At 63.3% G+C, this 22,199-nt stretch carries 20 protein-coding genes and 3 pseudogenes; 8 read left to right on the top strand and 15 right to left on the bottom strand.

The window, feature by feature from the left end:
* Positions 1-26: 26 nt before the first annotated feature.
* Complete coding sequence (locus HCU76_RS07720; RefSeq protein WP_218508922.1) at positions 27-1,049, bottom strand: beta-propeller fold lactonase family protein; 1,023 nt, start codon at positions 1,047-1,049, stop codon at positions 27-29.
* Positions 1,050-1,087: 38 nt separating this feature from the next.
* Positions 1,088-2,128: a YeiH family protein gene (locus HCU76_RS07715; protein ID WP_256354095.1), complete on the bottom strand. Its 1,041-nt coding sequence runs from the start codon at positions 2,126-2,128 to the stop codon at positions 1,088-1,090.
* A gap of 217 nt (positions 2,129-2,345) precedes the next feature.
* Between HCU76_RS07715 and HCU76_RS07710 the strand changes: the two genes are divergently transcribed.
* Complete coding sequence (locus HCU76_RS07710; protein ID WP_218508920.1) at positions 2,346-3,278, top strand: LysR family transcriptional regulator; 933 nt, start codon at positions 2,346-2,348, stop codon at positions 3,276-3,278.
* 128 nt (positions 3,279-3,406) lie between these two features.
* Here HCU76_RS07710 and HCU76_RS07705 read toward each other — a convergent pair whose 3' ends face one another.
* From HCU76_RS07705 to HCU76_RS07685, 5 genes are all read right to left on the bottom strand, one after another.
* Positions 3,407-4,813: an NAD(P)/FAD-dependent oxidoreductase gene (locus HCU76_RS07705; RefSeq protein ID WP_256354077.1), complete on the bottom strand. Its 1,407-nt coding sequence runs from the start codon at positions 4,811-4,813 to the stop codon at positions 3,407-3,409.
* A gap of 452 nt (positions 4,814-5,265) precedes the next feature.
* Positions 5,266-5,742, bottom strand: coding sequence for a 2,4'-dihydroxyacetophenone dioxygenase family protein (locus tag HCU76_RS07700; RefSeq protein WP_218508919.1), 477 nt, complete (start codon positions 5,740-5,742; stop codon positions 5,266-5,268).
* 110 nt (positions 5,743-5,852) lie between these two features.
* Complete coding sequence (locus tag HCU76_RS07695; protein WP_371319777.1) at positions 5,853-6,812, bottom strand: TauD/TfdA dioxygenase family protein; 960 nt, start codon at positions 6,810-6,812, stop codon at positions 5,853-5,855.
* A gap of 44 nt (positions 6,813-6,856) precedes the next feature.
* Entirely contained in the window at positions 6,857-7,228 is a 372-nt protein-coding gene (locus HCU76_RS07690) for a tautomerase family protein (RefSeq protein WP_218508918.1), read from the bottom strand.
* A 289-nt stretch (positions 7,229-7,517) separates the two neighbouring features.
* On the bottom strand, positions 7,518-8,561 hold the full coding sequence (locus tag HCU76_RS07685) for an AraC family transcriptional regulator (protein ID WP_218508917.1): 1,044 nt from the start codon (positions 8,559-8,561) through the stop codon (positions 7,518-7,520).
* 102 nt (positions 8,562-8,663) lie between these two features.
* On the opposite strand from HCU76_RS07685, the gene HCU76_RS07680 reads away from it, so the two are divergent.
* From HCU76_RS07680 to HCU76_RS07665, 5 genes and pseudogenes are all read left to right on the top strand, one after another.
* On the top strand, positions 8,664-9,719 hold the full coding sequence (locus HCU76_RS07680) for an alpha/beta fold hydrolase (RefSeq protein WP_256354076.1): 1,056 nt from the start codon (positions 8,664-8,666) through the stop codon (positions 9,717-9,719).
* A 45-nt stretch (positions 9,720-9,764) separates the two neighbouring features.
* Positions 9,765-9,983 (top strand): annotated as a pseudogene (locus HCU76_RS37175) (flavin reductase family protein); the annotation flags it as partial.
* Positions 9,984-10,181 (top strand): annotated as a pseudogene (locus tag HCU76_RS37170) (3-keto-5-aminohexanoate cleavage protein); the annotation flags it as partial. It lies immediately after the preceding pseudogene.
* 76 nt (positions 10,182-10,257) lie between these two features.
* Positions 10,258-11,130 (top strand): 3-hydroxyacyl-CoA dehydrogenase family protein, encoded by an 873-nt coding sequence (locus HCU76_RS07670; protein WP_218508915.1) that lies wholly within the window; start codon positions 10,258-10,260, stop codon positions 11,128-11,130.
* A gap of 191 nt (positions 11,131-11,321) precedes the next feature.
* Positions 11,322-11,699, top strand: a complete 378-nt coding sequence (locus HCU76_RS07665) for a helix-turn-helix domain-containing protein (RefSeq protein WP_218508914.1) — start codon at positions 11,322-11,324, stop codon at positions 11,697-11,699.
* A 428-nt stretch (positions 11,700-12,127) separates the two neighbouring features.
* Here the strand turns inward: HCU76_RS07665 and HCU76_RS07660 are convergent.
* From HCU76_RS07660 to HCU76_RS07635, 6 genes and pseudogenes are all read right to left on the bottom strand, one after another.
* A pseudogene (locus tag HCU76_RS07660) lies at positions 12,128-12,335 on the bottom strand (IS6 family transposase); the annotation flags it as partial.
* Between the two features lie 68 nt (positions 12,336-12,403).
* On the bottom strand, positions 12,404-13,762 hold the full coding sequence (locus tag HCU76_RS07655; protein ID WP_218508913.1) for an MFS transporter: 1,359 nt from the start codon (positions 13,760-13,762) through the stop codon (positions 12,404-12,406).
* 31 nt (positions 13,763-13,793) lie between these two features.
* Positions 13,794-14,822 carry an alpha/beta fold hydrolase gene (locus HCU76_RS07650; protein ID WP_256354075.1) on the bottom strand — a complete coding sequence of 343 codons (1,029 nt, stop codon included), beginning with the start codon at positions 14,820-14,822 and terminating at the stop codon, positions 13,794-13,796.
* A 267-nt stretch (positions 14,823-15,089) separates the two neighbouring features.
* Complete coding sequence (locus tag HCU76_RS07645; RefSeq protein ID WP_218508912.1) at positions 15,090-15,566, bottom strand: 2,4'-dihydroxyacetophenone dioxygenase family protein; 477 nt, start codon at positions 15,564-15,566, stop codon at positions 15,090-15,092.
* A 104-nt stretch (positions 15,567-15,670) separates the two neighbouring features.
* The gene (locus HCU76_RS07640) at positions 15,671-16,630 is read right to left on the bottom strand and encodes a TauD/TfdA family dioxygenase (protein WP_218508911.1); all 960 of its coding nucleotides are present in this window, start codon (positions 16,628-16,630) and stop codon (positions 15,671-15,673) included.
* 292 nt (positions 16,631-16,922) lie between these two features.
* Positions 16,923-17,540: an AraC family transcriptional regulator ligand-binding domain-containing protein gene (locus HCU76_RS07635; protein ID WP_371319776.1), complete on the bottom strand. Its 618-nt coding sequence runs from the start codon at positions 17,538-17,540 to the stop codon at positions 16,923-16,925.
* A gap of 262 nt (positions 17,541-17,802) precedes the next feature.
* Between HCU76_RS07635 and HCU76_RS07630 the strand changes: the two genes are divergently transcribed.
* Together HCU76_RS07630 and HCU76_RS07625 are read left to right on the top strand one after the other, a co-directional pair.
* The gene (locus HCU76_RS07630) at positions 17,803-19,431 is read left to right on the top strand and encodes a 3-(methylthio)propionyl-CoA ligase (protein WP_218508910.1); all 1,629 of its coding nucleotides are present in this window, start codon (positions 17,803-17,805) and stop codon (positions 19,429-19,431) included.
* A gap of 92 nt (positions 19,432-19,523) precedes the next feature.
* Entirely contained in the window at positions 19,524-20,600 is a 1,077-nt protein-coding gene (locus HCU76_RS07625; RefSeq protein ID WP_256354074.1) for an AraC family transcriptional regulator, read from the top strand.
* 84 nt (positions 20,601-20,684) lie between these two features.
* On the opposite strand, the gene HCU76_RS07620 is transcribed toward HCU76_RS07625, so the two are convergent.
* Complete coding sequence (locus tag HCU76_RS07620; RefSeq protein WP_218508909.1) at positions 20,685-21,443, bottom strand: 3-hydroxyacyl-CoA dehydrogenase; 759 nt, start codon at positions 21,441-21,443, stop codon at positions 20,685-20,687.
* A gap of 149 nt (positions 21,444-21,592) precedes the next feature.
* A complete protein-coding gene (locus tag HCU76_RS07615; RefSeq protein ID WP_213956265.1) occupies positions 21,593-22,150 on the bottom strand; it encodes a phasin family protein in 558 nt (185 codons plus the stop codon).
* Between the last annotated feature and the right edge of the window lie 49 nt (positions 22,151-22,199).

Below are 22,199 nucleotides of genomic sequence, written 5' to 3'. Positions count from 1 at the left end.
ACCGGGTGCGCCTTGTAGGCGGCGACTCAGAAAGCAGGAGCGGCGAGCGTGCCCACGATGCGGTTGCTCGCGCGGTCGACCCTGGACACGCTCAGGTCTTCGTTCAGCACATAGGCGCGCGTGCCGTCGCGTGCGAACACGATCGCCTGGCGCGGCTCCTTGAAGCCGGTGATGGTGGAGACGACTTGCTGCGTGGCCACCGAGATCACCGAGACCGTGTTGTCGCCGAGATTGCCCACGTAGACGAACAGTCCGTCCGGCGAGAGCGCGGCGCCGTACGGGTCTCTGCCGACCGCGATCGTGGTGGCAATCCTGCGCTTGTCGACATCGACCACCGCGATCGTGTTGCTGCCGCTGTTGGCGGCAAAGATCGTCTTGCCGTCGGCCGTGACCGAGATGGCGCGCAATTTGTCGAAACCGGTGATTTCGCCCGTGATCCGGTTGGTCGCCGTGTCGACGACCGTGATCTTGTCGCCGAGGAAATTGGTCACGTACAAGGCCTGACCGTCCGGACTCAGGCGCACACCCTGCCGTGGCTGCGCAAAGCCGGTGACCACCGCGCGCGGCTGCTGCGTCGCGAGGTCGTAGCGCGTGACGGTATTGGCTGCCTGATTGTTGACGTACAGCGTGCCGCCGTCCTTGCTCAACACGGTGCCGAACGCGCCAGCGCCGACCGGCAACCTGCTCACGGTCTCAAGGCTCGCGGTATCGATCGCGGCGACGGTGCCCAGACTGCTGTCGGACACGTAGAACTGCCGGCCCGATGGGGCAAAGACGATGTTGCGCGGTGTGACGAAGCCGTGCAGCACGGCGCGCACCTTGCCCGTCGCGAGGTCATAGACGATCACGTCGGGTCGTTCGCTGTACGACACGACGGCGGTACGCTCGTCGGGACTCAGGGCCAGCGAGTTGTTGTGAATGCTGCCGTCGAAGGTCCAGCGCGCCGTCACTGCGGAGGAGGCCGTCGGCTCCGCGGCCATTGCGGTGCTGGCGCTGGCCGCGGCGAGAGCGGCAAGGCAGAGCGTGGCGGTGAGGGCGAGGTGTTTCATTCGGGGGCTTTCAAGCTCGGTTGCAGGGATCCACGGCCTTATGCGAACAAGGCACTGACACCTGAGTGAATGGCGAGGCCGCCACCCAGCAACCACGCGGCCAGCAGCGCCGCGAGTGCCAGCGGCTTGATGCCCGCCTTGCGGATGGCCGAGGCATGGGTGGTCAGGCCGAGTGCGGCCATCGCCATCGCGAGCAGCGCGGTGTCGATCTCGACCATCACGCCGACGAGCGGCTTGGGCAGGATGGCCAGGGAATTCAGGCCGGCCACCACGACGAAGCCGAACGCGAACCAGGGAATCACGACGCCACCGGACTTCTTCGCGGGCGCCCCTTGGGGCTGCACGTCGCTCGCATCCTTCGATCGCGACAGGTAGGCCGACAGCACGATCAGAAACGGCGCCAGCATCATGACCCGGACCATCTTCGCGATCACGGCCGTGTTGGCTGCTTCTTCGCTGATGGCGCGCCCGGCGGCAACGACTTGCGCGACTTCGTGGATGGTCGAGCCGGCGAAGATGCCGTAGGCGCCGGGCGACATCGAGATCAGCTGGTATTGCTCGTTCAGGTGATAGAGCGCCGGGTACAGGAACATCGCCAGCGTGCCGAACACGACCACGGTGGAGACGGCCACCGTCACCTGTTCGGCGCGGCCGCGCACCACCGGCTCGGCCGCCATCACCGCGGCAGCGCCGCAGATGGAACTGCCGGCACCGATCAGCATGGCGGTCTTGCGGTCCAGGCCGAGCACGCGGGTGCCGACGAACCACGAGAGCGCGAAGGTGCTGCACAGCACCAGGGCGTCGATCACCACGCCGGCCATGCCGACATTGCCGATGTCCTGGAAGGTCAACCGCAGGCCGTACAGGATGATGCCCAGGCGCAGCAGTTTCTGCTTGGAGAACCCGACGCCGGCGGTGCTGGCCGGTGCGATGCGCGCATAGACCGTGTTGCCCACCAGCATGCCGAGCACGATCGCCAGTGTCAGCGCGCTGATGCCGTTGGCTTGCAGCCAGGCGATCTTGCCAAGCTCGATGGCGACGAGGGCCACGCCACCGGCCAGTGCCAGGCCGGGCAACATGCCGCTGATGCGCGGCCACACGCCGTGCGGTGATGGATGGGATGCGGCGACATTCGACGGCGCGAGGGCATTAGCGTGGGCGGACATGAGGTGTTGGGGATGGGCTGGATTCGACAGGGCGGATTGCATGGGACGGACTTTGAGCCATCTCGATTCATCTGACAAACGGATAGTTTCCGTATAACCTACCTGTAGATCAGGTAGAAAGGATTTCGCCATGCGCCTCACGCTGCGACAACTTCACATCTTCACGGCGGTGGCTGACACCGGCAGCACCACCGCGGCAGGGCTGCAGGTCGCGCTGTCGCAGTCGGCGACCAGCGGCGCGCTGAATGAACTGGAAGCCCTGCTGGACGCGCAGCTGTTCGACCGCGTCGGCAAGCGCCTGGTGCTGAACGACACCGGCCGTGCCCTGCTGCCGCAGGCCAGGGCCGTGCTGGACGGCGCCCAGGGCATCGAGAAGCAGTTCGGCCTGGCCGGCGGGGCCGACAAGGACATGGGACTCGCTACGCACCTGCGCGTGGGCGCCAGCACGACGATCGGCAACTACCTGTTGCCGGCGCTGGTGGCGAGCCACCTGCGCGACTCGCCCGCAACCACCATCGACGTGACCATCGGCAACACCAGCGAGATCGCCACCGCGGTTGCGCGGCTCGAGGTGGACGTGGGGCTGATCGAAGGCCCTTGCCACGAGCCCGAGCTGCATGCGCAGCCCTGGCTCGAAGACGTGCTGGCTATCGTCTGCGCGCCGTCGCATCCGCTGATGCGCGCAGATCTCGGCGCGCGCGTCGGACTGAAGGCATTGCGCACGCAGCGTTGGCTGCTGCGCGAGCCTGGTTCCGGCACCCGTGAGGCGGTCGAGCACGCCTTGCTGCCGCACCTGCACCAATGGGTGCAACCGATGCAGCTCGGCAGCACCGAGGCCATCAAGCAGGCCGCGGCCGAAGGACTGGGCCTGACCTGCCTCTCCCTGTGCGCGGTGCAGGACCTGCTGACGCTCCGGAGGCTGGTGCTGGTGAACACGACCCTGCCGCGCCTGGCGCGACGCTTCTACCTGATTCGCCATCGTCAGAAGAAGTTGTCGAACAGCCTGCAGCGCTTCGTCTCGCGTTGCGAGGCGTCAGATCCCAATCGTCTGCGGGAGTCTTAGGGCGGCCTTATCCGCGTCTTGGCGCTCGTCGTCTTCAGATGCGAATACACGACGGGGAGCGGCCAAAACCGGAGGCTGGATCTGAGCGACTGGCGAGTGTGTCGCCGGTCTTGTGGTGAGTCGTTGCATCAATGCAGCTTCACCCGCGCAACTGTCCGCCGGAACATGAAGCGCGCCGCTGTACCGAGCGCTGTCTTCCACGCACCATGCAAGGCCAGTTCGTGCATCTTGTAGAGCGACATATACATGCCGCGCGCGAAGAGGCCGTCGATCCACAGGTTGCCGCCGACGAGCCGTCCCATCAGGTTGCCCACGGTCGTGTGCCTGCCGAGTGACACCAGGGAGCCGAAATCGCGGTAGCGCCAAGGCTTCATCGGTTTGCCGCGCAAGAGACCAGTGATCTGGCGAAGCACGTGCGCGGCCTGCTGGTGCGCCACCTGCGCGCGCGGCGGCACGTTGCCGTCCTGTCCGAGCCAAGGCGCGGCGGCGCAGTCCCCGATGGCGAAAATGGCGTCGTCGCCGGTGGTCTGCAGCGTGGGCTTGACGACAAGCTGGTTGATGTCGTTGCTTTCCAGGCCGTCGAGTTGGGCGAGGAATGCCGGCGCTTTGACGCCGGCAGCCCACACCACCAGTTCAGCGGGAATGGTTTCTCCGTTCGCGAGCTGCACACCGGCGGCGGTGACGGCGGTCACCCTGGCGCTGGTCCGCACGCGAATGTCGAGCTTCTCGAGCAACTGTGTGGCCGCCGCGGAGATGCGCTCGGGCAGCGCGCGCAGCACGCGCGGACCGGCCTCGATCAGGTTGAGCCTGATGTCGCGCTCAGGATCGATGTGGTCCAGGCCGTAGGACACCAGGGCACGCGTGGCGTGGTGCAACTCGGCGGCCAGCTCCACACCCGTTGCACCGGCCCCGATGATGGCGACCTGCAGCTGTTCGGGTCGAAGAGCGGTGCTCTGTGCGTTTGCGCGCATGCATGCATTGACGAGCCGGCGGTGAAACTGCACCGCCAACGCGGGCGTCTCCAGCCGGATCGCGTGTTCCTGGACGCCTGGCGTGCCGAAGTCGTTGTTGAGACTGCCCACGGCAATGACCAGCGTGTCGTAGCCGAACACGCGCGGGCCGGTGACGTGCTCGCCTTGCTCCGCGTCGATGTAGGGCGCCACATGCACCTCGCGCCGCTGCCGGTCCAGGCCCGTCATCTCCCCCATGCAATAGCGGAAGCCGTGCCAGTGCGCCTGGGCGAGATAGTCGACCGCATGCGCGTGCAAATTGACCGTGCCTGCAGCGATCTCGTGCAGATGCGGCTTCCAGAAATGCGTGCGCGCCTTCTCGATCAGCGTGACCTGTGCCGCACCGCGGTGACCCAATTGGTCACCCAGCTGAGTGGCCAACTCGAGCCCGCCCGCCCCACCGCCCACGATCACGATGCGATGCACGGGCGTGCCCGATTGGGCGGGGCGTTCCTCGGTGACAACAGTTGCGGTTTCGGTTGCGTGCGCTCCGCGTTGAAGCATCTTGTTCATTGCTCGCGACATTGGGCGACCTTGTTCGGGTTCATGTCGTCAGGAGCCTCAGCGGGCTTGGGGACCCGGGTGGCCGATGGAATCCCCGTGCCATCAGATCAGTTGACTGCGGTGAGGTCTTTCGATGCGACCTGTCGCCACGAACACCGGGCTGCAGGAACCAGTCCATTTCTTCGGGCGCCCAATCGCGGCGCGCGACGCGAACCTCGCGCAAACACTCTCTCAGGAAAGCCATGCTGCTGTTCTCCAGTTGCGGGTGCCGCGCGGACGCAGCGTCGTCGAAGCAAAGGGGCCGGTTGGCCTGTCAAGCAAATCTGTCGCTCGGCCGCTCGCGCAGTACCCGTCTCAATCGTCCACGGTTAACCTGAAACAGCGGGCACGTTCAGCTGAATGCACGCGACGCAGGAGCCTCAGCGGGCCAGGCTGGGGGCCTGAGTGCCCGTAAGGATCTCCGTACGATCAGATCAGTTGAATGCCGTGAGGTCTTTCGGCTCGATGAAGTGCTGCTTGCAGTAGGCAAGATAGCGGTTCAGCGAGGTCTTCCAGTTTTCGGATGCGACGATGTTCCCGTTGTCGTCGAGGAACAAGAGTTCGCCGGACACCTGGACCAGCGCGACCGAATCTCCGTTTTGGCCTGCCTCGACGACTTCAAACGTGTGGCTCGATGCGGCCGTCTCATACACGATGCTGCCCGGCCCGGCGACCCAGTCGTGTTCCTTGTATTTCCACTTGCCTTCGATCGTGTAGACCATGACCGTACCGGTGTGGTGGTGCTTGGGCAGTTCCACGCCCATCGGGGTCTTCATCATGACGATCCATTCGCCCTTGATCGGGTCGAGCTTGAAGTACTTCAGCAGGATCTTGTCTGCATAGGGCACCAACGGTACCCACGGCAGGGATTCTCCATCGATGACTGCGGTATCGACTTGTTGGAAGAGCATTTTTGTCTCCATTGGAGTGGTTGAGGTGGGGTTGAGAAACAATCTGTGAACGTGCCAGGGTTGCCCGCCGCATAGGCGGTGCCCTGGATTTGCCGAGGGAGCCGGTGGGCTCAGGTCAGCTCGGTGCCCGTGAGGGTGGCGCGCAGCATCTTTCGTGGCGCATTGCCGTAGTCGGACACTGCGTAGTGCTGAACTTGCAGGTTGTCCCACATGGCAACCGTGTTGGTTCTCCACTTCAGACGTACCTGGTATTCCGGAATCGCGGCTTGGGAGCTCAGGTAGTTCATCAGATGATGAGCCTCTGGCATGAAGTCCTGGCCGTATCGGAAGTCCTCGAAGTTGAAGAAATTCGAGAAATGGGTCGTGAATGCCGAGTTGACGAACAACACCTTTTCACCCGTCTCCGGATGGGTGAGCACAACAGGGTGCTCGGCGCCGGGGTTCTTCGCGGCCATCGCGTGTCGGTCTTCGATCGCGAACTGCGCGCCAAAGATATGCTCGCCACTGTGCTTGGCGTACAGGCCGGCGATGCGCTGCTTGACGGCGGCGGGCAGGTTTTCATAGGCCATCACCATGTTGGACCAAATGGTGTCTCCGCCGGTGTCCGGACCCAGTTCGCAGCGCAATACCGCTCCGCGGGGTGGCGCCTTCTTGAAGGTGACATCGGCATGCCAGAGGTTTTCGCGGCTGGTCTTCTCGACGTAGGTGGGCTTGCTCGGGTCGAGATTGCGGTAGAGCGTCAGCAGCTTGTCCGCCTCCGGATGGCTCGGAGCAAGGGGATGGCTTTCCAGTTCGGCGAATTGCAGGGCAAAGTTCTGTTGCTCCATCGGCGAGATGTCCTGATCGCGAAAGAACAGCACCTTGTGCTTGAGCCAGAGCGCCCGGATTTCGGCAATGGCATCCGGATCGAGGGCGGCATCAGCCAAGCTGATGTTGCTGAGTTCGGCACCGATGGCGGGCGTGCAAAGCTCCACCTTGATCGAATGCCGGCGCACCGATGGCCGGACAATGGCCGGTGCCATGGGCTTGCCTTGTGAAGCCGTTTCTTGGGTTGCGGCGGTTGCTGTCATTTATGTCTCCAATCTATGTTTGAGGAGGCGGATCCGCGATGTGCTCAAACGCGAGGCGCTTCGGCAAGGCGTTCACCGCCTCGCACGACGTGTCTTGCCGGATAGAGGGCCGCCGCGACTTCGATGTCGTCCTCCGAGTCACCAGTGCAGGCGCTCCATATCGCGCTCACTTCCTTGATGAGCGAAAGAATGGCGCCGTCGCTTCGTCCGTCCCGTAGATGGCAGAAGATCAACGTATCGGTGGTGGGCCTTCCGGAGCGATAGCTGCTTTGCTCGTCCAGATCGTGGAACACGACGCTGATGAGATCTAGAGGGGACCGGATGATTTCCTGGATTGCGGTCGTCACCTTGCGGGCGATCTCGGCTTTAACTTCGGCTTTGAGGCCGACGCGGTTTTCACAGACGATGATGGGCATGTTGGCTCCTGGGTTGGGGAAGTTCGGAGCCTTAATGGTAGATATTGAGGTCGTGAACGGATTTCAAGGGCGGGACAATTTCGTTCAATATTGGGACACCAGGGCCAGGAGGGAGCGAGGCTGGGGAGCCGGTAGCGAAAGCGCTTCGGCACAGTCCGTGCGGCCGACAAATCGCGGGCAGGCCGGGATCTGCAACGTCAGGTTGTAGGGTGCGGCAGGTTCAGGCAGCTAGCCTGCCTGGCTCGGGATGACGAAGGTACGCCTCAGACGCCCTCGAACCTGACCCTTCTCACTTATGCGAGGTGGGCCGCGCTGCGGCCTTGCCCTCCCGGTAGCGGGCGGCCCAATCCGAGGGTGTCTTGCCAAACCGACTGTGGAACCAGCTGGAAAAGTGAGTGCTAGAGGAAAAGCCGAGGAGTTCTGAGACCTCGTACAACCTGCGTTTGCTGTTGGCCAGGTACTCCTCGGCGAGTTCGGCACGTACAGCATTGATGATCGTTTTGACACTCTCACCCTGGGTCGCCAGCTGTCGGTTCAAGGTGCGTCGATGCATGCCAAGATGCTGGGCAATCCGATCCACTGAACAAAGCCCGGTGGGCAGCAGCATCCTGACGATCTCGCGAGTCCGCTGCGCCGGCTCGTCGGGGAGGTTGACCAGTTGCATCTCCAGCCATCGCTTGACCTCGCGGTTCAGCTTCGGGTCTGCAGCAGGGATTGGCACACCCAGGTCGCGGCTCCGACAAACAATGGCGTTGCATTCCTGGGAGAAATCCGTGGCTCTTCCCAGCACGCGGCGATGCACTGCAAGGCTGGCGGGCCGCTCGTGGGTGAAACAGAACCGTTGCGGCCGGAATGTATCGGCACTGAGCACTCTCAACACCCGCAGTACGACGACCATCGCCTGTTCGACAGCCTGGCGGCAGGCGCCTTCGTGCTTCACATTCACATCCACATGGACCAGCACGAAGTCGCCATCGTCTTCGAGCCGCAATTGCACGCCGGCGTTGTGCAGCCGCATGTAGCGAATAAACGATTCCAATGCTGCGCGAAGCGTTGGCTCTTCCCGGATTGCCAGCGCCAGGATCCCCAGGTTGGCCAGGCTTCTCGTTTCCGCGAGCAACAGCCCGAAGGCCTCTTGGCCCGACAGGCGTGCCGACTCCTCGAGCAGCCACACCACCGAATCCACACTGATCATCAGATTCGGATCATCGAGGACCACAGCCGGCAGCTTGGCCATCCGCAGCATACGAAACGGATCGAGCCCCACTGAACGGGCAACGTGCTCGTAGTCGGTAAGGGAGGCACTTCGCGTCAGGGCATGCATCACGGTCATCTGTCCCAATTTTGAAAAATTATGTCCCAAGTAATACAGCTTTCGCAAGCGGCCATGGCTATCTTTGAGGCCGAGAACTTTTGAAAGATGGAGACAATCGACATGAGCACTGCAACACACATCGGTCAGCCGCGCCACGCGCTGGGGCAAGTGGATGCCGACAACCCCGACGCATTCAACCACTGCTTTGCCGAAGTCAACGGCATTCGCATGCACTACGTCGACGAGGGCCAAGGCCCGCTCGTCATCTTGCTGCATGGTTTACCTTACCTCTGGTACATGTGGAGGCGCCAGATCGGGGCCTTGGCCGAGGCCGGCTATCGGGTCGTCGTGCCTGATCAACGGGGATTCGGGCAAACCGATCGGCCAGATTCCATTGAAGCCTATGACCTGAATCAGGCAGTGGGCGACATGGTCGGCCTGATGGCGGCCCTGGGCGAAACGTCCGCGGTGATCGTCGGGCACGACCTGGGCGCTTGGGTGGCTCAAGCGGCGGCCATGCTGAGGCCGGACCTGTTCCGTGGCCTCGCGATGCTCTGTACGCCGGTGCCACCGCGCGGCAAGGTCAAGCCGACAGTCGCCCTTCAGGAAATGGCGAAGGGCAAGGTGTATCACCACCTCTACTTCCAGCAGGTCGGCAAGCCGGATCGCGAGTTGGCCAGCGATCCGCGCAAGACCTTGCGCAGCATCTACTACTCGGTCTCTGGCAGCGCCGTCGGCGCCGAGCGCTGGCGCCTGTTCATCGAACCCGGCGAATCCATTCTCAACGCCTTCACCGAGCCGAAGGAGTTCCCGTCATGGCTGAGCGCACGGGCGATCGACTACTACGTCCATGAATACACGCGCACAGGATTCACCGGTGCCCTGAACTACTACCGCTGTCGCGACCGGAACTGGGAGATCACAGCGTTTCTGGACGGCGCGGTGATCCGCCAGCCGAGCATGTTCATCGGCGGCGCTGCCGACCCTTCCCTCGAACCCGTCGAAATGCGCGCTGTCTATGACCGGCTCGACACCTATCTGCCTGGACTGCGGAAAAAGATACTACTGCCCGGTGTAGGCCATAGCGCGGCGGAAGAACGCCCTGACCAGGTCAACGAATTGCTCCTGGAATTTCTCGAGCAGCTCGAGCGCCATCCTCGGGTTGTCCGGCTGTGAGGCGCGGGATCAGGCGTCCTGCGACATGGCGAATGAGCACAGGCAATGTCACTTTCGCTGCGATTGATTCGAGTGCGGTGCCCCGAATCCAAAATCCGCGTTAAGGAGGGCGACATGAGCGCTACCACCATCGACTCCAAGCAGTTCCGCAAGGCTCCAGGCTCGTTCACCACCGGCATCACGGTAGTCACCACGCGCGGCGTGGATGGCGCGGACGTCGGCCTGACGGCCAACAGCTTCAATTCGGTCTCTCTCGATCCGCCGATGGGCGCCGTCTTGGGCGGCAACGTTCGCGTCGGGCTCGAGGACGGCCTGTATCTCGGCAAAGGCCAAATGGCCAACTCCAGTGCCGAACAGGTTCGCAAGATCAAGCGAATCCTCAAGGGACTGTCGCTGGAGATGGCCACGCCCGCGCAGGCGCGCGCCATGCTCGGGCTCAAGGGCAAGGACGCCGTCGGATTCGCGACGGCATCAATGAACCAGCTCAATGGATTGACATCGAGCACCTTCGCGCCGCAATGAGCGCATTGGATACCCCATGACATTCAAACTCCCCGAGAACATCACGAGGCGCCCCATCGCCATCCTGGGCGCGGGCACCCTGGGTCGCCGCATCGCGCTGATGCTGGCCACGCGCGGCGCCGAAGTGCGCCTGTATGCCCGCAGCGCCGCAACGCGCGATGCCGGCGTCGCCTATGCCAAAGAGCAATTGCCTGCCGTGCTGGCCACGCTGCCGGGCAGCCGCGGCGGCACCGTCGTGGGCTTCGACGACTTGGCGACCGCGCTCAAGGACGCGTGGCTCGTCGTGGAGTCGTTGCCGGAAGATCTTGACCTGAAGAAGGACATGTTCAAGCGGATCGATGCACTCTCCGAGCCCGACGCCATCCTGGCCAGCAATTCCTCGTCCTATTCCTCCAGTGCCCTTGCCGACTGCGTGAAAGACCCGGCGCGCCTGCTGAACACTCACTTCCTGATGCCTCCGGCCATCACGCCGGTCGAGCTGATGTCGTGCGGCCGCACCGACCCGGCGGTGATTCAACTGCTGGTCGACGCACTGCCCGGCTACGGCCTGACGCCCTATGTGGTGCAGTGCGAGAGCATGGGATTCATCTTCAACCGAATCTGGGCCGCCATCAAACGCGAAACGCTGGCCGTGGTGGCCGAGGGCGTCGCATCCGCGGAGACGGTGGATGCTATCTATAACCAGGCCACCGGTTCACAGTTCAGCCCCTTCCGCCTGATGGACGCGGTGGGCCTGGACGTGGTGCTGAGCATCGAAGAGAACTATGCCCGGCAACGACCCGGGCTGCCCGAGGCGACGCGCACCTTGCTGAAGAAGATGATCGCCGAGGGCCGCCTTGGCATGAAGAGCGGTCGAGGTTTCTACGACTACGGATCTTCCGGGAGTTGACACGTGCAGACGCAATCTATGGTTCGAGCAGCCGCTCTGACCGAACTAAGTTCAGGTCCCGGAAGAGATCGGCCTCGACCCTGCCACGGAGTTGAACCGGGTCGACGACCCAGTATCGCCACCTCCTCAATGAGTCCCTGCTTCTGACGCTCGAAGAAGGGCCCAATATTTCGGTGATCTGGGCGCAGGTCATGAATCCGGCCATGGCCGACTGCGCCCGTTCGTTCGTCAATGCTCTCCAGCGCAAGACAGAGAACTCATTGGTAGCCGAAACGCGGCGCGCGATCTACCTTTCGCTCCCCGTGCAGCTTGCCACGATCAAACAAGTGGCCCAGTCGCCGGGTCGTAGCGTCAGAAGCTTTCAACGCGAACTGGACGCAAGCGGCAGGTCCTTCACCGATCTCTTCAACACGGGTCGACGCGAACTGGTGATCCGCTATCTCGCGGATACCCAGATGGACGTGGGCCAGATCTCCAGCCTTCCCGGCCATGCCGATAGCCCGTCGTTCATTCGCTGGTTTGTCCAGCAATTCGGCTCGACGACACCAAGAACTCCTCGAGATCGGTGATCCCCTGTTCGGCATCTATCGAGTCCTGGACAAGACTTAACAAGGCCTCGACGCATCTCCCGCCATCGTCCAGGACCTTGCGACCGAGCAAGTTCCATTGCCTGCACGCCATTCGTGCCTTCGTAGAGTGGAATGATCCGTGCGTCGCGAAGATGCTGCTCAACGCCGTTGGCCGGAGTGTGGCCATTGCATCGGCAGAAGGGTCGATTCGAGCGAAAGGTCGCTGCAAAAGGCCTTCACGACTGGCGTCAAGAACGCCCAGCAATCGGCCCGCTCTCGCACTTTCTTTTTCGTCGGGATGGCGAAGTTGCACGTCGATCAACGTGGTCGTCCAGAGTGCGAACGCGCGCGAACCCTCTACGTAGCCTTCTGCGGGCGTTGTCACGTTGACGGCGAGTGGTCGCAACGTCGGCAGGCGGCGTTGCGATTCAGAAGGCGGCAGACGGATTGTGGGTGAGGCCAAAGACGCCAGGCGTCGAAGCGCGCAGCCAGTTGCTTGCGATAGAGCGATGGTCGCAACAGGTGACGCTTGAGCGCAAAGTGCTGGCGGATGGGACCGAAGCTCGAGAGAAAAGCCTGGGCGCGCTCAGGCCTGCAAAAGCCTCGCATGCGCCGCTCGGGCTCCCGAGTGGGCTGCTTGTCGGCGCCGATTCGATATTGACCTCGGGTCGGTTTTCGGTCGGCGCCAGCACTTTAAGGTCGCCTCAGGCAGGCGCAGTGGGCTCGCCCGCTACGGGGGTCGAGGTCGGCTCGTCGATGGGCTCGTCGGCGCGCCGCATGTCGGCGTCGTAGGTTCGACCCGCAAGGCCGAAGGCCAGCACCGCCAGCAGCCCGATCGCCGGCACAGCCGTCAACGCCGTCGACAGTCCCCAGGCGTCCGATAGCACGCCGGCAACGAAGGGCCCGACGGCCAGGCCGAACAGGTTCGAGAACAGTGCCAGCACCGAAGCGCCGGTGGCACGGATGCCGGGGTGGATCACGTCCATCACGATCGCGGGCGACGGTCCGATGGTGCAGGTCATCAGGAAGCCACCGAGGGCGATGAGCGCGAACTGCACCTGCTGGGACATCGCCAGGCCCAGCCGCGGACCGCCGAAGGCCACCGCGACCGTCAGCAACGAGGCGGCACACAGCAGCGCCATCGCGTACAGCTTGGCGCGCGGGTGGCGGCGGCCGGCCCGGTCTACCACCGCGCCCCAGACCACGCTGCCGATGGCGCCGCACAGCACGACCAGCCCCGCCTTGATGGCTGCCTGGTCGGGCGCGATGCCGTACTCGCGGTTCAAGAAGCTCGGAAGCCACGACCAGACGGCCGAGACCACGATCAGTTGCGCCGCACTGCCCACGCAAACCCACAGCATGGTGCGCGAGCGAATCAGTGCCTTGCCGATGGCCTGCGCCGCGCTGAAGGTCGAGCGGGTGGCGCGTTCGAGCCGGGGCGTGAGCGCCACGGTCGGGTAGTCGCGCACCTTGAGGTACAGCAGCGCGAGCAACAAGCCCGGGAAGCCGACCACGCCGAACGCGGCCTGCCAGCCCCAGTGCTGCGCGATCAAGCCGCCGAGCATCACGCCGAGCACGGAGCCCACCGACGCTGCGGCGAAGAAGCCGCCCATCAGGGCACTGCGCATGCGCGTCGGGAAATGGGTCGCGATCAGGGCCGCACCGGCCGAGCCGTAGCCGGCTTCGCCCATGCCGATCAGCGCGCGCGCGGCCAGCAACTGGCCGTAGTTGCGCGTGAACATGCAGGAGATCGTCGACAGGCTCCAGATGGTGGCCATCACGGCGATGCTCTTGACCCGGTTGGTGCGGTCAGCGAGCAGTGCGATCGGCAGCGCCCCGATCGCGACGGTGATCGACACCATCGAGACCAGCGCACCGAGCTGCTTGTCAGACAGGCCCCAGTCCTGCTTCATGTGGGGAAAGAGCGAGACGATCACCTGACGGTCGACATAGTCGAACATCATCAGCGCGATCGTCATCGCGAAGGCGAACCAGGCTTGGCGGGGGCCGAACAGATAGCTGTCGGCACAGCCCTGCTTCGCATCTAGCGAGTGCGTGTGCATTGGAACCTCGAGTTGTCGAACGGAAGAGGCGCTAGCGCTCTAGCTGCTCGAGAAATCCCAGCAGCAACTCATTGACTTGATCAGGGCGTTCTTCTGCGGCGCTATGGCCCACGCCGGGCAGCAATATCTTGTTCCGCAGTCCAAGCAGGTAAGTTTCGAGCTGGTCATAGAGGCCGACAATTTGTTCAAGAGCCGGGTCGGAGGCGCCACCGATGAAAAGGCTTGGCTGGCGCACCACGGCGCCGTGGAGAAAAGCCGAGATTTCCCAGTTGCGGTCGCGACAGCGGTAGTAGTTCAAGGTGCCCGTAAATCCCGTGCGCGTGTATTCATCGACGTAGTAGTCGAGGGCCCGCGGGCTCAGCCAGGACGGAAAGTCCTTTGGCTCAGGGAACGTGTCGGGAAAGGTTTCTCCAGGCTCGACGAACAAGCGCCAGCGCTCTTTGCCGGTCGCGGCACCCGAGATGGCGTAGAAGATGCTGCGCAAGGTCTTGCGTGGGTCGCGCGACATTTCGCGATCGGCCTTGCCGACCTGCTGGAAGTACAACTGGTAGAAGGTTTTGTCCTTTGCCATGGCACGCCAGCCGACGCTTGGCTTTTCCTTGCCCCTTGGTGGCGCCGGCGTGTTGAGCATCACGAGGCCGCGGAACAGGTCCGGCCTCATCATGGCGGCCGCTTGAGCCACCCCTGCGCCCAAGTCGTGTCCGACGATCACCGCGGACGTTTCGCCGAGGGCCGCCATCAGTCCGACCACGTCGCCGACTGCCTGACTCATGTCGTAGGCTTCAATCGAATCTGGCTGATCGGTTTGCCCGAATCCCCGTTGATCGGGCACGACGACCCGATAGCCGGCCTCGGCCAAGGCCCCGATCTGGCGCCTCCACACGTACCAGAGGTATGGAAATCCATGCAGCAGGATGACGAGCGGGCCCTGGCCTTCGTCGACGTAGTGCATGCGAATGCCGTTGACTTCGGCAAAGCAGTGGTTGAATGCGTCGGGGTTGTCGGCATCCACTTGCCCCAAGGCGGGGCGCGGCTGACCGACGTGTGTTGCAGTGCTCATGTTCATTGTCTCCATCTTTTAAAAGTTCTCGGCCTCGAGATAGCCTTGGCCGCTTGCGCAAGCTGAATGGGAAATAATTTTTCGAAATTGGGACAGGTGACCGTGATGCATGCCCTGACGCGAAGTGCCAGCCTTTGCCCAGCAGGCGCAGGTCCTGTCGTATCTGTCGCATCGTGATCGTGGCGGCGGGCATGCAGGGCGAAAAATCGGCCTGCATGCCAACGGTCAAGATCACCCGTGCGCAACCGGTCCCCCGTGCAATCCAGATCAGTTGAATGCCGTGAGGTCTTTCGCCTCGATGCCGTGCTGCTCGCAGTAGGCCAGATAGCGGTTCATCGAGGTCTTCCAGTTTTCGGACGCGACGACGTTCTCGTTCTCGTCGAGGAACAGGAGTTCGCCGCTCACCTGGACCAGCGAGGTCATGTATCCGCTTTCGCCTGCCTCGACGATTTCAAGCGTGTGGCTCGATGCGGCGGTCTCGTACACGATGCTGCCCGGCCCGGCGACCCAGTCGTGCTCCTTGTATCTCCACTTGCCTTCGATCGTGTAGACCATGACCGTACCGGTGTGGTGGTGCTTGGGCAGTTGCACGCCCATCGGTACCTTCATCAGTACGAGCAATTCACCCTTGATCGGGTCGAGCTTGAAGTACTTCAGCAGGAGCTTGTCTGCATAGGGTGTCAGAGGCACCCAGGGCAGGGATTCGCCATCGATGACTGCGGTGTCGACTTGTTGGTAGAGCATTTTTGTCTCCATTAGAGAGGTGGGGTTGAGAAATAATTTATGAACGTGCCAGGGTTGCCCGCCGCATAGGCGGTGCCCTGGATTTGCCGAGGGAGCCGGTGGGCTCAGGTCAGCTCGGTGCCCGTGAGGGTGGCGCGCAGCATCTTTCGTGGCGCATTGCCGTAGTCGGACACTGCGTAGTGCTGAACTTGCAGGTTGTCCCACATGGCAACCGTGTTGGTTCTCCACTTCAGACGTACCTGGTATTCCGGAATCGCGGCTTGGGAGCTCAGGTAGTTCATCAGATGATGAGCCTCTGGCATGAAGTCCTGGCCGTATCGGAAGTCCTCGAAGTTGAAGAAATTCGAGAAATGGGTCGTGAATGCCGAGTTGACGAACAACACCTTTTCACCCGTCTCCGGATGGGTGAGCACAACAGGGTGCTCGGCGCCGGGGTTCTTCGCGGCCATCGCGTGTCGGTCTTCGATCGCGAACTGCGCGCCAAAGATATGCTCGCCACTGTGCTTGGCGTACAGGCCGGCGATGCGCTGCTTGACGGCGGCGGGCAGGTTTTCATAGGCCATCACCATGTTGGACCAAATGGTGTCTCCGCCGGTGTCCGGACCCAGTTCGCAGCGCAATACCGCTCCGCGGGGTGGCGCCTTCTTGAAGGTGACATCGGCATGCCAGAGGTTTTCGCGGCTGGTCTTCTCGACGTAGGTGGGCTTGCTCGGGTCGAGATTGCGGTAGAGCGTCAGCAGCTTGTCCGCCTCCGGATGGCTCGGAGCAAGGGGATGGCTTTCCAGTTCGGCGAATTGCAGGGCAAAGTTCTGTTGCTCCATCGGCGAGATGTCCTGATCGCGAAAGAACAGCACCTTGTGCTTGAGCCAGAGCGCCCGGATTTCGGCAATGGCATCCGGATCGAGGGCGGCATCAGCCAAGCTGATGTTGCTGAGTTCGGCACCGATGGCGGGCGTGCAAAGCTCCACCTTGATCGAATGCCGGCGCACCGATGGCCGGACAATGGCCGGTGCGATGGGCTTGCCTTGTGAAGCCGTGTCTTGGGTTGCGGCGGTTGCTGTCATTTATGTCTCCAATCTGTGTTTGAGGGGGGCGGATCAGTAGTACGTCCGAAAGATGTGGCTGAACAGGAAGGCCACTGGTTCGTTCGTCTACGGGCTCAATGGTAGGTTTTGAGGCCGCGAAAGGAATTCAGGATTGGGACAATTTCGTTCAATACTGGGACATCGACAACCAGAGGGCAGCAAGGCCGGGAAGCCGATGGCGAAAGGCGCTTCGGCACAGTCGAGCGGCCGGCAATCGCGGGCAGGCCGCGATCCGCAACCTCAGGAACGCATAGGGAGCAGGTTCAGGAGTTCAGGCAACCAGCGTGCCTGGCTCGGGATGACGAAGGCACACCTCAGACGCCCTCGAACCTGCCTTCTCACTTATCCGAGATGGGCCGGGCTGTCGCCTTGCCCTCCAATCCGAGGCTCTTCCCAGCACGCGGCGATGCACTTCCAGGCTGGCGGCCCGATCGTGGGTGAAACAGAACCGTTGCGGCCAGAAGGTATCGGCACTGAGCACTCTCAGCACCCGCAGCACGACGACCATCGCCTGTTCGATAGCCTGACGGCGCACGCCCTCGTGCTTCACATTCACATCCACGTGTACCAGCACGAAGTCACTTTCGTCTTCGAGCCGCAATTGCACTCCGGCGTTGTGCAGCCGCATGTAGCGAACAGACGATTCCGTTGCTGCGCGAAGCGTTGGCTCTTCGCGCAGTGCCAGCGCCAGCATGCCCAGGTTGGCCAGACTTTTCATGTCCGCCATCAACAGTCCGAAGGCCTCCTGGCCGGACAGGCGGGCCGACTCTTCCAGCAGCCACGCAACCGCATCGGCACTGATCATCAGATTCGGATCGTCGAGCACCGCGGCCGGCAGCCTGGCTATCCGCAGCATGCGAAACGAATCGAGCCGCAGTAAACGGGCCACGTGTTCTTAGTCGGTAAAGGTGGGACTTCGCGTCAAGGCATGCATCACACCTGTCCCAATTTTGAAAAATTATGTCCCAAGTAAAACAGCCCGCGCAGGCGCGCACGGCTACCGTAGAGGCATGCCAAGCCTTCGCACCATCAAAAAGGAGACAAAAGAGTGAATCAATCCATCCCGTCGCACCTCGGTGCGGATCCCGAACTCATCGACGCGGCCGTGACCGGCAAACTCGCGTCAACCCGCCGATAAGAAGACAGCCACCATGAACGCAAACATGATGCAGCAGCCGCTGCTGATCTCGACGCTTCTCAATCACGCAGAGCGTCACCATGGCGAGCAGGAAATCGTCTCGCGCCGCGTCGAGGGCGACATGCATCGCCAGACCTACGCCGACCTCGCGCAGCGCGCGCGCCGCATGGCCAACGCGCTGGCCGCGAAAGGCGTGAGCTTCGGCGACCGTGTCGCGACGCTCGCATGGAACGGCTACCGCCACATGGAGCTGTACTACGCGGTGTCGGGCTCCGGCGCCGTGCTGCACACGCTCAACCCCCGGTTGCATGCGGACCAGGTGGTGTGGATCGCCGACCATGCCGAGGACCAGGTGCTGTTCTTCGACCTGAGCTTCCTGCCGCTGGTCGAGGCGATCGCCCCGCGCGTGAAGACCATCAAGACATTCGTTGCAATGACCAGCCGGGAGCACATGCCGGCGTCCTCGACGATCCCGGACCTGCTGTGCTACGAGGACCTGATCGACGCGCACTCCCCGGAATTCACCTGGCCCCTGTTCGATGAAAACACGGCCTCGTCGCTGTGCTACACCTCGGGCACCACCGGCAATCCCAAGGGCGCGCTATACAGCCACCGGTCCACGGTGCTGCACACCTACGCCAGCGCACTGCCGGACTCGCTCGACTGCTCTTCGCGCGACACGATCCTGCCGGTCGTTCCGATGTTCCACGTCAACGCCTGGGGCCTGCCCTATGTGGCTTGCATGGTGGGCGCCAAGCTGGTGTTCCCCGGCCCCTGGCTGGATGGCAAGTCGCTGCACGAGCTGTTCGAGTCCGAAGGCGTGACCATGTCCGCCGGCGTGCCGACCGTCTGGCAGGGATTGCTCGCGCATGTAGAAGCGAACGACCTGAAGTTCAGCACCATGAAGCGCACCGTCATCGGCGGCTCGACCTGCCCGCCGGCCATGATGGATGCCTTCGAGGACAAGTACGGCGTCCAGGTCATCCACGTCTGGGGCATGACTGAGCTGAGTCCGATGGGCGCGCTGGGCAAGCTCAAGGGCAAGCATGTGGGCCTGGACGCGGTGCAACGCCGGGCGCTGCAGGCGAAGCAGGGACGCTCGCTGTACGGCATCGACATGAAGATCGTGGACGAGCACGGCGGCGAACTCCCGCGCGACGGCCGGGCTTCGGGCGACCTGATGGTGCGCGGTCCCTGGGTCATTGCGAACTACTTCAGGGGCGAGGGCGGTGATCCGCTGGTCGACGGGTGGTTCCCGACGGGCGACGTCGCGACCATCGATGCCGATGGGTTCATGCAGATCACCGACCGCAGCAAGGATGTCATCAAGTCCGGCGGCGAGTGGATCGGATCGATCGACCTCGAGAACATCGCGATGGCCCACCCGGCGGTGGCGATGGCCGCGTGCATCGGCGTCAAGCACCCGAAGTGGGACGAGCGCCCGCTGCTGGTGGCGGTGAAGAAGCCGGGCGCCGAGGTGACGCGCGAGGAACTTCTCGCCTTCTTCGACGGCCGCATCGCCAAGTGGTGGACGCCGGACGACGTGGCATTCGTCGACAGCATTCCGCTGGGTGCCACGGGGAAGATGCTGAAAAACCGGTTGCGCGAGACCTTCCGCGAACACCGGCTGCCGACCGCCTGACTTCGGAAGTGCACACCATGCCCTCGGGTTCCACGACCTCCTTGGGGACCAGTTCACGCGCCTCTTTGATCCAGCCACGGCTGGCGCATCGAATGCGTAACGAGTTGACTGCCCAGACCATGGGCCCGCGGGTTCGCGCCGCCGCCCTGACCCACTTCCCGGAGGTCGCCGAGAGCCTTGGCTTCGATCCCAGGGAGGCCTTGCGGCATGCAGGCCTGAACCTGAATCTGCTGAAGCATCCAGAACAGCGCATTTCGACAGATGCCGTGGTGGCCTTGCTCGAAGCGTCGGCGGCCGGCTCCGGCTGTGCCACCTTCGGCCTGCGCATGGCGCAGTCGAGGAAATTGTCGAGCATTGGCGTGGCGAGCATGTTGATCACGCACCAGGCAACCTTGCGCGACGCACTCGTCACGACCATCGAGAACCGCTACCTGTTCAACGAGAGCCTGGCAATGGAACTCGAGGAGGCCGGCGGGGTGGCGATCCTGCGCCAGGAGGTGATAAGCACCAAGCCGTCGCCGCAAGCCGCCGAGTTGGCCGTCGGCGTGCTGTTCCGGATGTGCAGCGACCTCATGGGCGCGCAATGGCGGCCAAGCAGCGTGAACTTCACGCACTCGGCGCCGTCCGACCTGCGCCTGCATCGCCGCGTGTTCGCCTGCAGGCTCGAATTCGACAGCGAGTTCAACGGCATCGTCTTCGCTGCGGCAGACCTCGCGGCACCCAATCCGCAAGCCGACCCGGCCGTGGCGCGCTACGCCCGGCAGCTCATCGAATCGCTGTCGCAGCAGTCGCAGTCGCACAAGCATCCGATCGTGCCCGAGGTGCGCAAGGCGATCTACCTGATGCTGCCCACGGGACGAGCGACCGTCGAAAGCGTGGCACAGGCCCTGGGGATGAGCGTGCGTTCGATGCAACGGCAACTTGATGAAGCCGGCACGAGCTTCACCTTGCTGCTCAACGCGGTGCGCTCCGCACTGGCGCCCCGCTATCTCGAGAACCCGAAATTCAACCTCGGCAGGATTTCCGAGCGGCTGGGCTACAGCAAGCAGGGCTCGTTCACGCGCTGGTTCACGGCCCAGTTCGGGCAGCTACCGTCGAACTGGCGCGAGCGCGAGGAAGCCAGGCATCACTTACACAATCAGGGCCGCGCGCGAGCCCAAGGGGGCTGACCCTCGCAAGCAGCGGCCGGCGCTTGCGCCGCGCTCCATCCCGGCGTTGCGCGACAAGCACGTCGGTCGGAAACAGCGGTTTGCCTACTTCGGCGGCAGCCGGATCGCCCCATCCAGCCGAATCACTTCCCCATTCAGCATGTCGTTCTCGATGATGTGCTTCGCCAGCTTGGCATAGTCCGCCGGCGTGCCCAGACGCGACGGGAACGGCACGCTGGCTGCCAGTGCGTCCTGCACCTCCTGCGGCATGCCGAACAGCATCGGCGTGCCGAAGATGCCCGGTGCGATGGTCATGTTGCGGATGCCGTTGCGGGCCAGGTCGCGTGCGATAGGCAGCGTCATGCCGACCACGCCGCCCTTCGATGCCGAATACGCCGCCTGGCCCATCTGGCCGTCGTAGGCCGCGACGGAGGCGGTCGAGATGAGCACGCCGCGCTCGCCGGTGGACTCGGGCTCGTTCTTGCACATGGCTTCCGCAGCCAGGCGGATCATGTTGAAGCTGCCGATGAGGTTGACCGTGACCGTCTTGCTGAACACCGCCAGGGCGTGCGCGCCGTTGCGGCCCACTGTCTTTTCGGCCGGCGCGATGCCGGCGCAGTTGACCAGCCCGACCAGCTTGCCGAGCTGGAGCGCCGCGGCGACAGCGGCCTGGCCGTCGGCCTCCTGGCTCACGTCGCACTTGACGAAGACGCCACCGATCTCCTGCGCCACCGCCGCGCCTTTCTCGGCCTGCATGTCGGCGACGACGACCTTGCCGCCATTGGCCGCAAGCATGCGCGCCGCCCCTTCACCCAACCCGGACGCGCCGCCGGTGACGATGAATACCTTGCCTTCGATTTGCATGCGAATCTCCAAGAAATGTTGGGCGGCATTATCCGGGAGGCGGGCGCGGCACAAAAAAAAGGGGCCCTGTCTTGCGACAGGGCCCTGAATTGGATCCGGGAGGACCCAAGGAGACAACTTGTAAATAGAGAGGCAGAGGCCCCGAGGGCTTAGCGCTTGCGCGTAGCGGTCTGGGCGGTGCTCTTGGCTGCGTTCACGGCCGAGTTCGACACGGCGGTGAAGTTGGCTTCGGCGACATCGGAGGCTTGCTTGACAGCCTTTTGCACCGATTCGAAAGCGTTGTTGGCGGCAGCCACGGCGCTCTTCATCATGGCGACGGCGGTTTCCGAACCGGCGGGTGCGTTCTTGGAAGCGCTGTCGACCAGGTTCACCAGCGTCGATTGGGCTTCAGCGGCCTTGGCTTCGAAAGCCTTGGTGAATTCGCCGGTCGTGCCTTGAACGATGTCGTACAGGTGACGGCTGTAAGCGGTCGCCTTTTCAGCCAGGGGCTGGAACAGGCCGGCTTGCAGGGCGATGAGTTCTTGCGCGTCCTTCACGCTCAGCACGGCCTGGGCGGTGGTGCCGGCTTCGGCCAGGGCAGTCTTGGCAGCGGTCACATTCAGTTCGATCAGCTTCTCGACGCCTTCGAATGCCTTGGAGGTCAGGCCGAACAGGGTTTCGACGGTTGCCTTTTGTGCGGCGAGGAATTGGTCAGCGGTCAGTGCCATGTGGAGCTCCAGAGATTTGAGATGAGAGGAAGAGGGGCGGTTTGCTGAC

The organism is Variovorax sp. dw_308, assembly GCF_019207085.1.
In the GTDB taxonomy this organism is placed as follows: Bacteria; Pseudomonadota; Gammaproteobacteria; order Burkholderiales; family Burkholderiaceae_C; genus Variovorax.
Note: the sequence above shows the minus strand (reverse complement) of the source record. Positions and strands in the feature narration are given on the sequence as shown.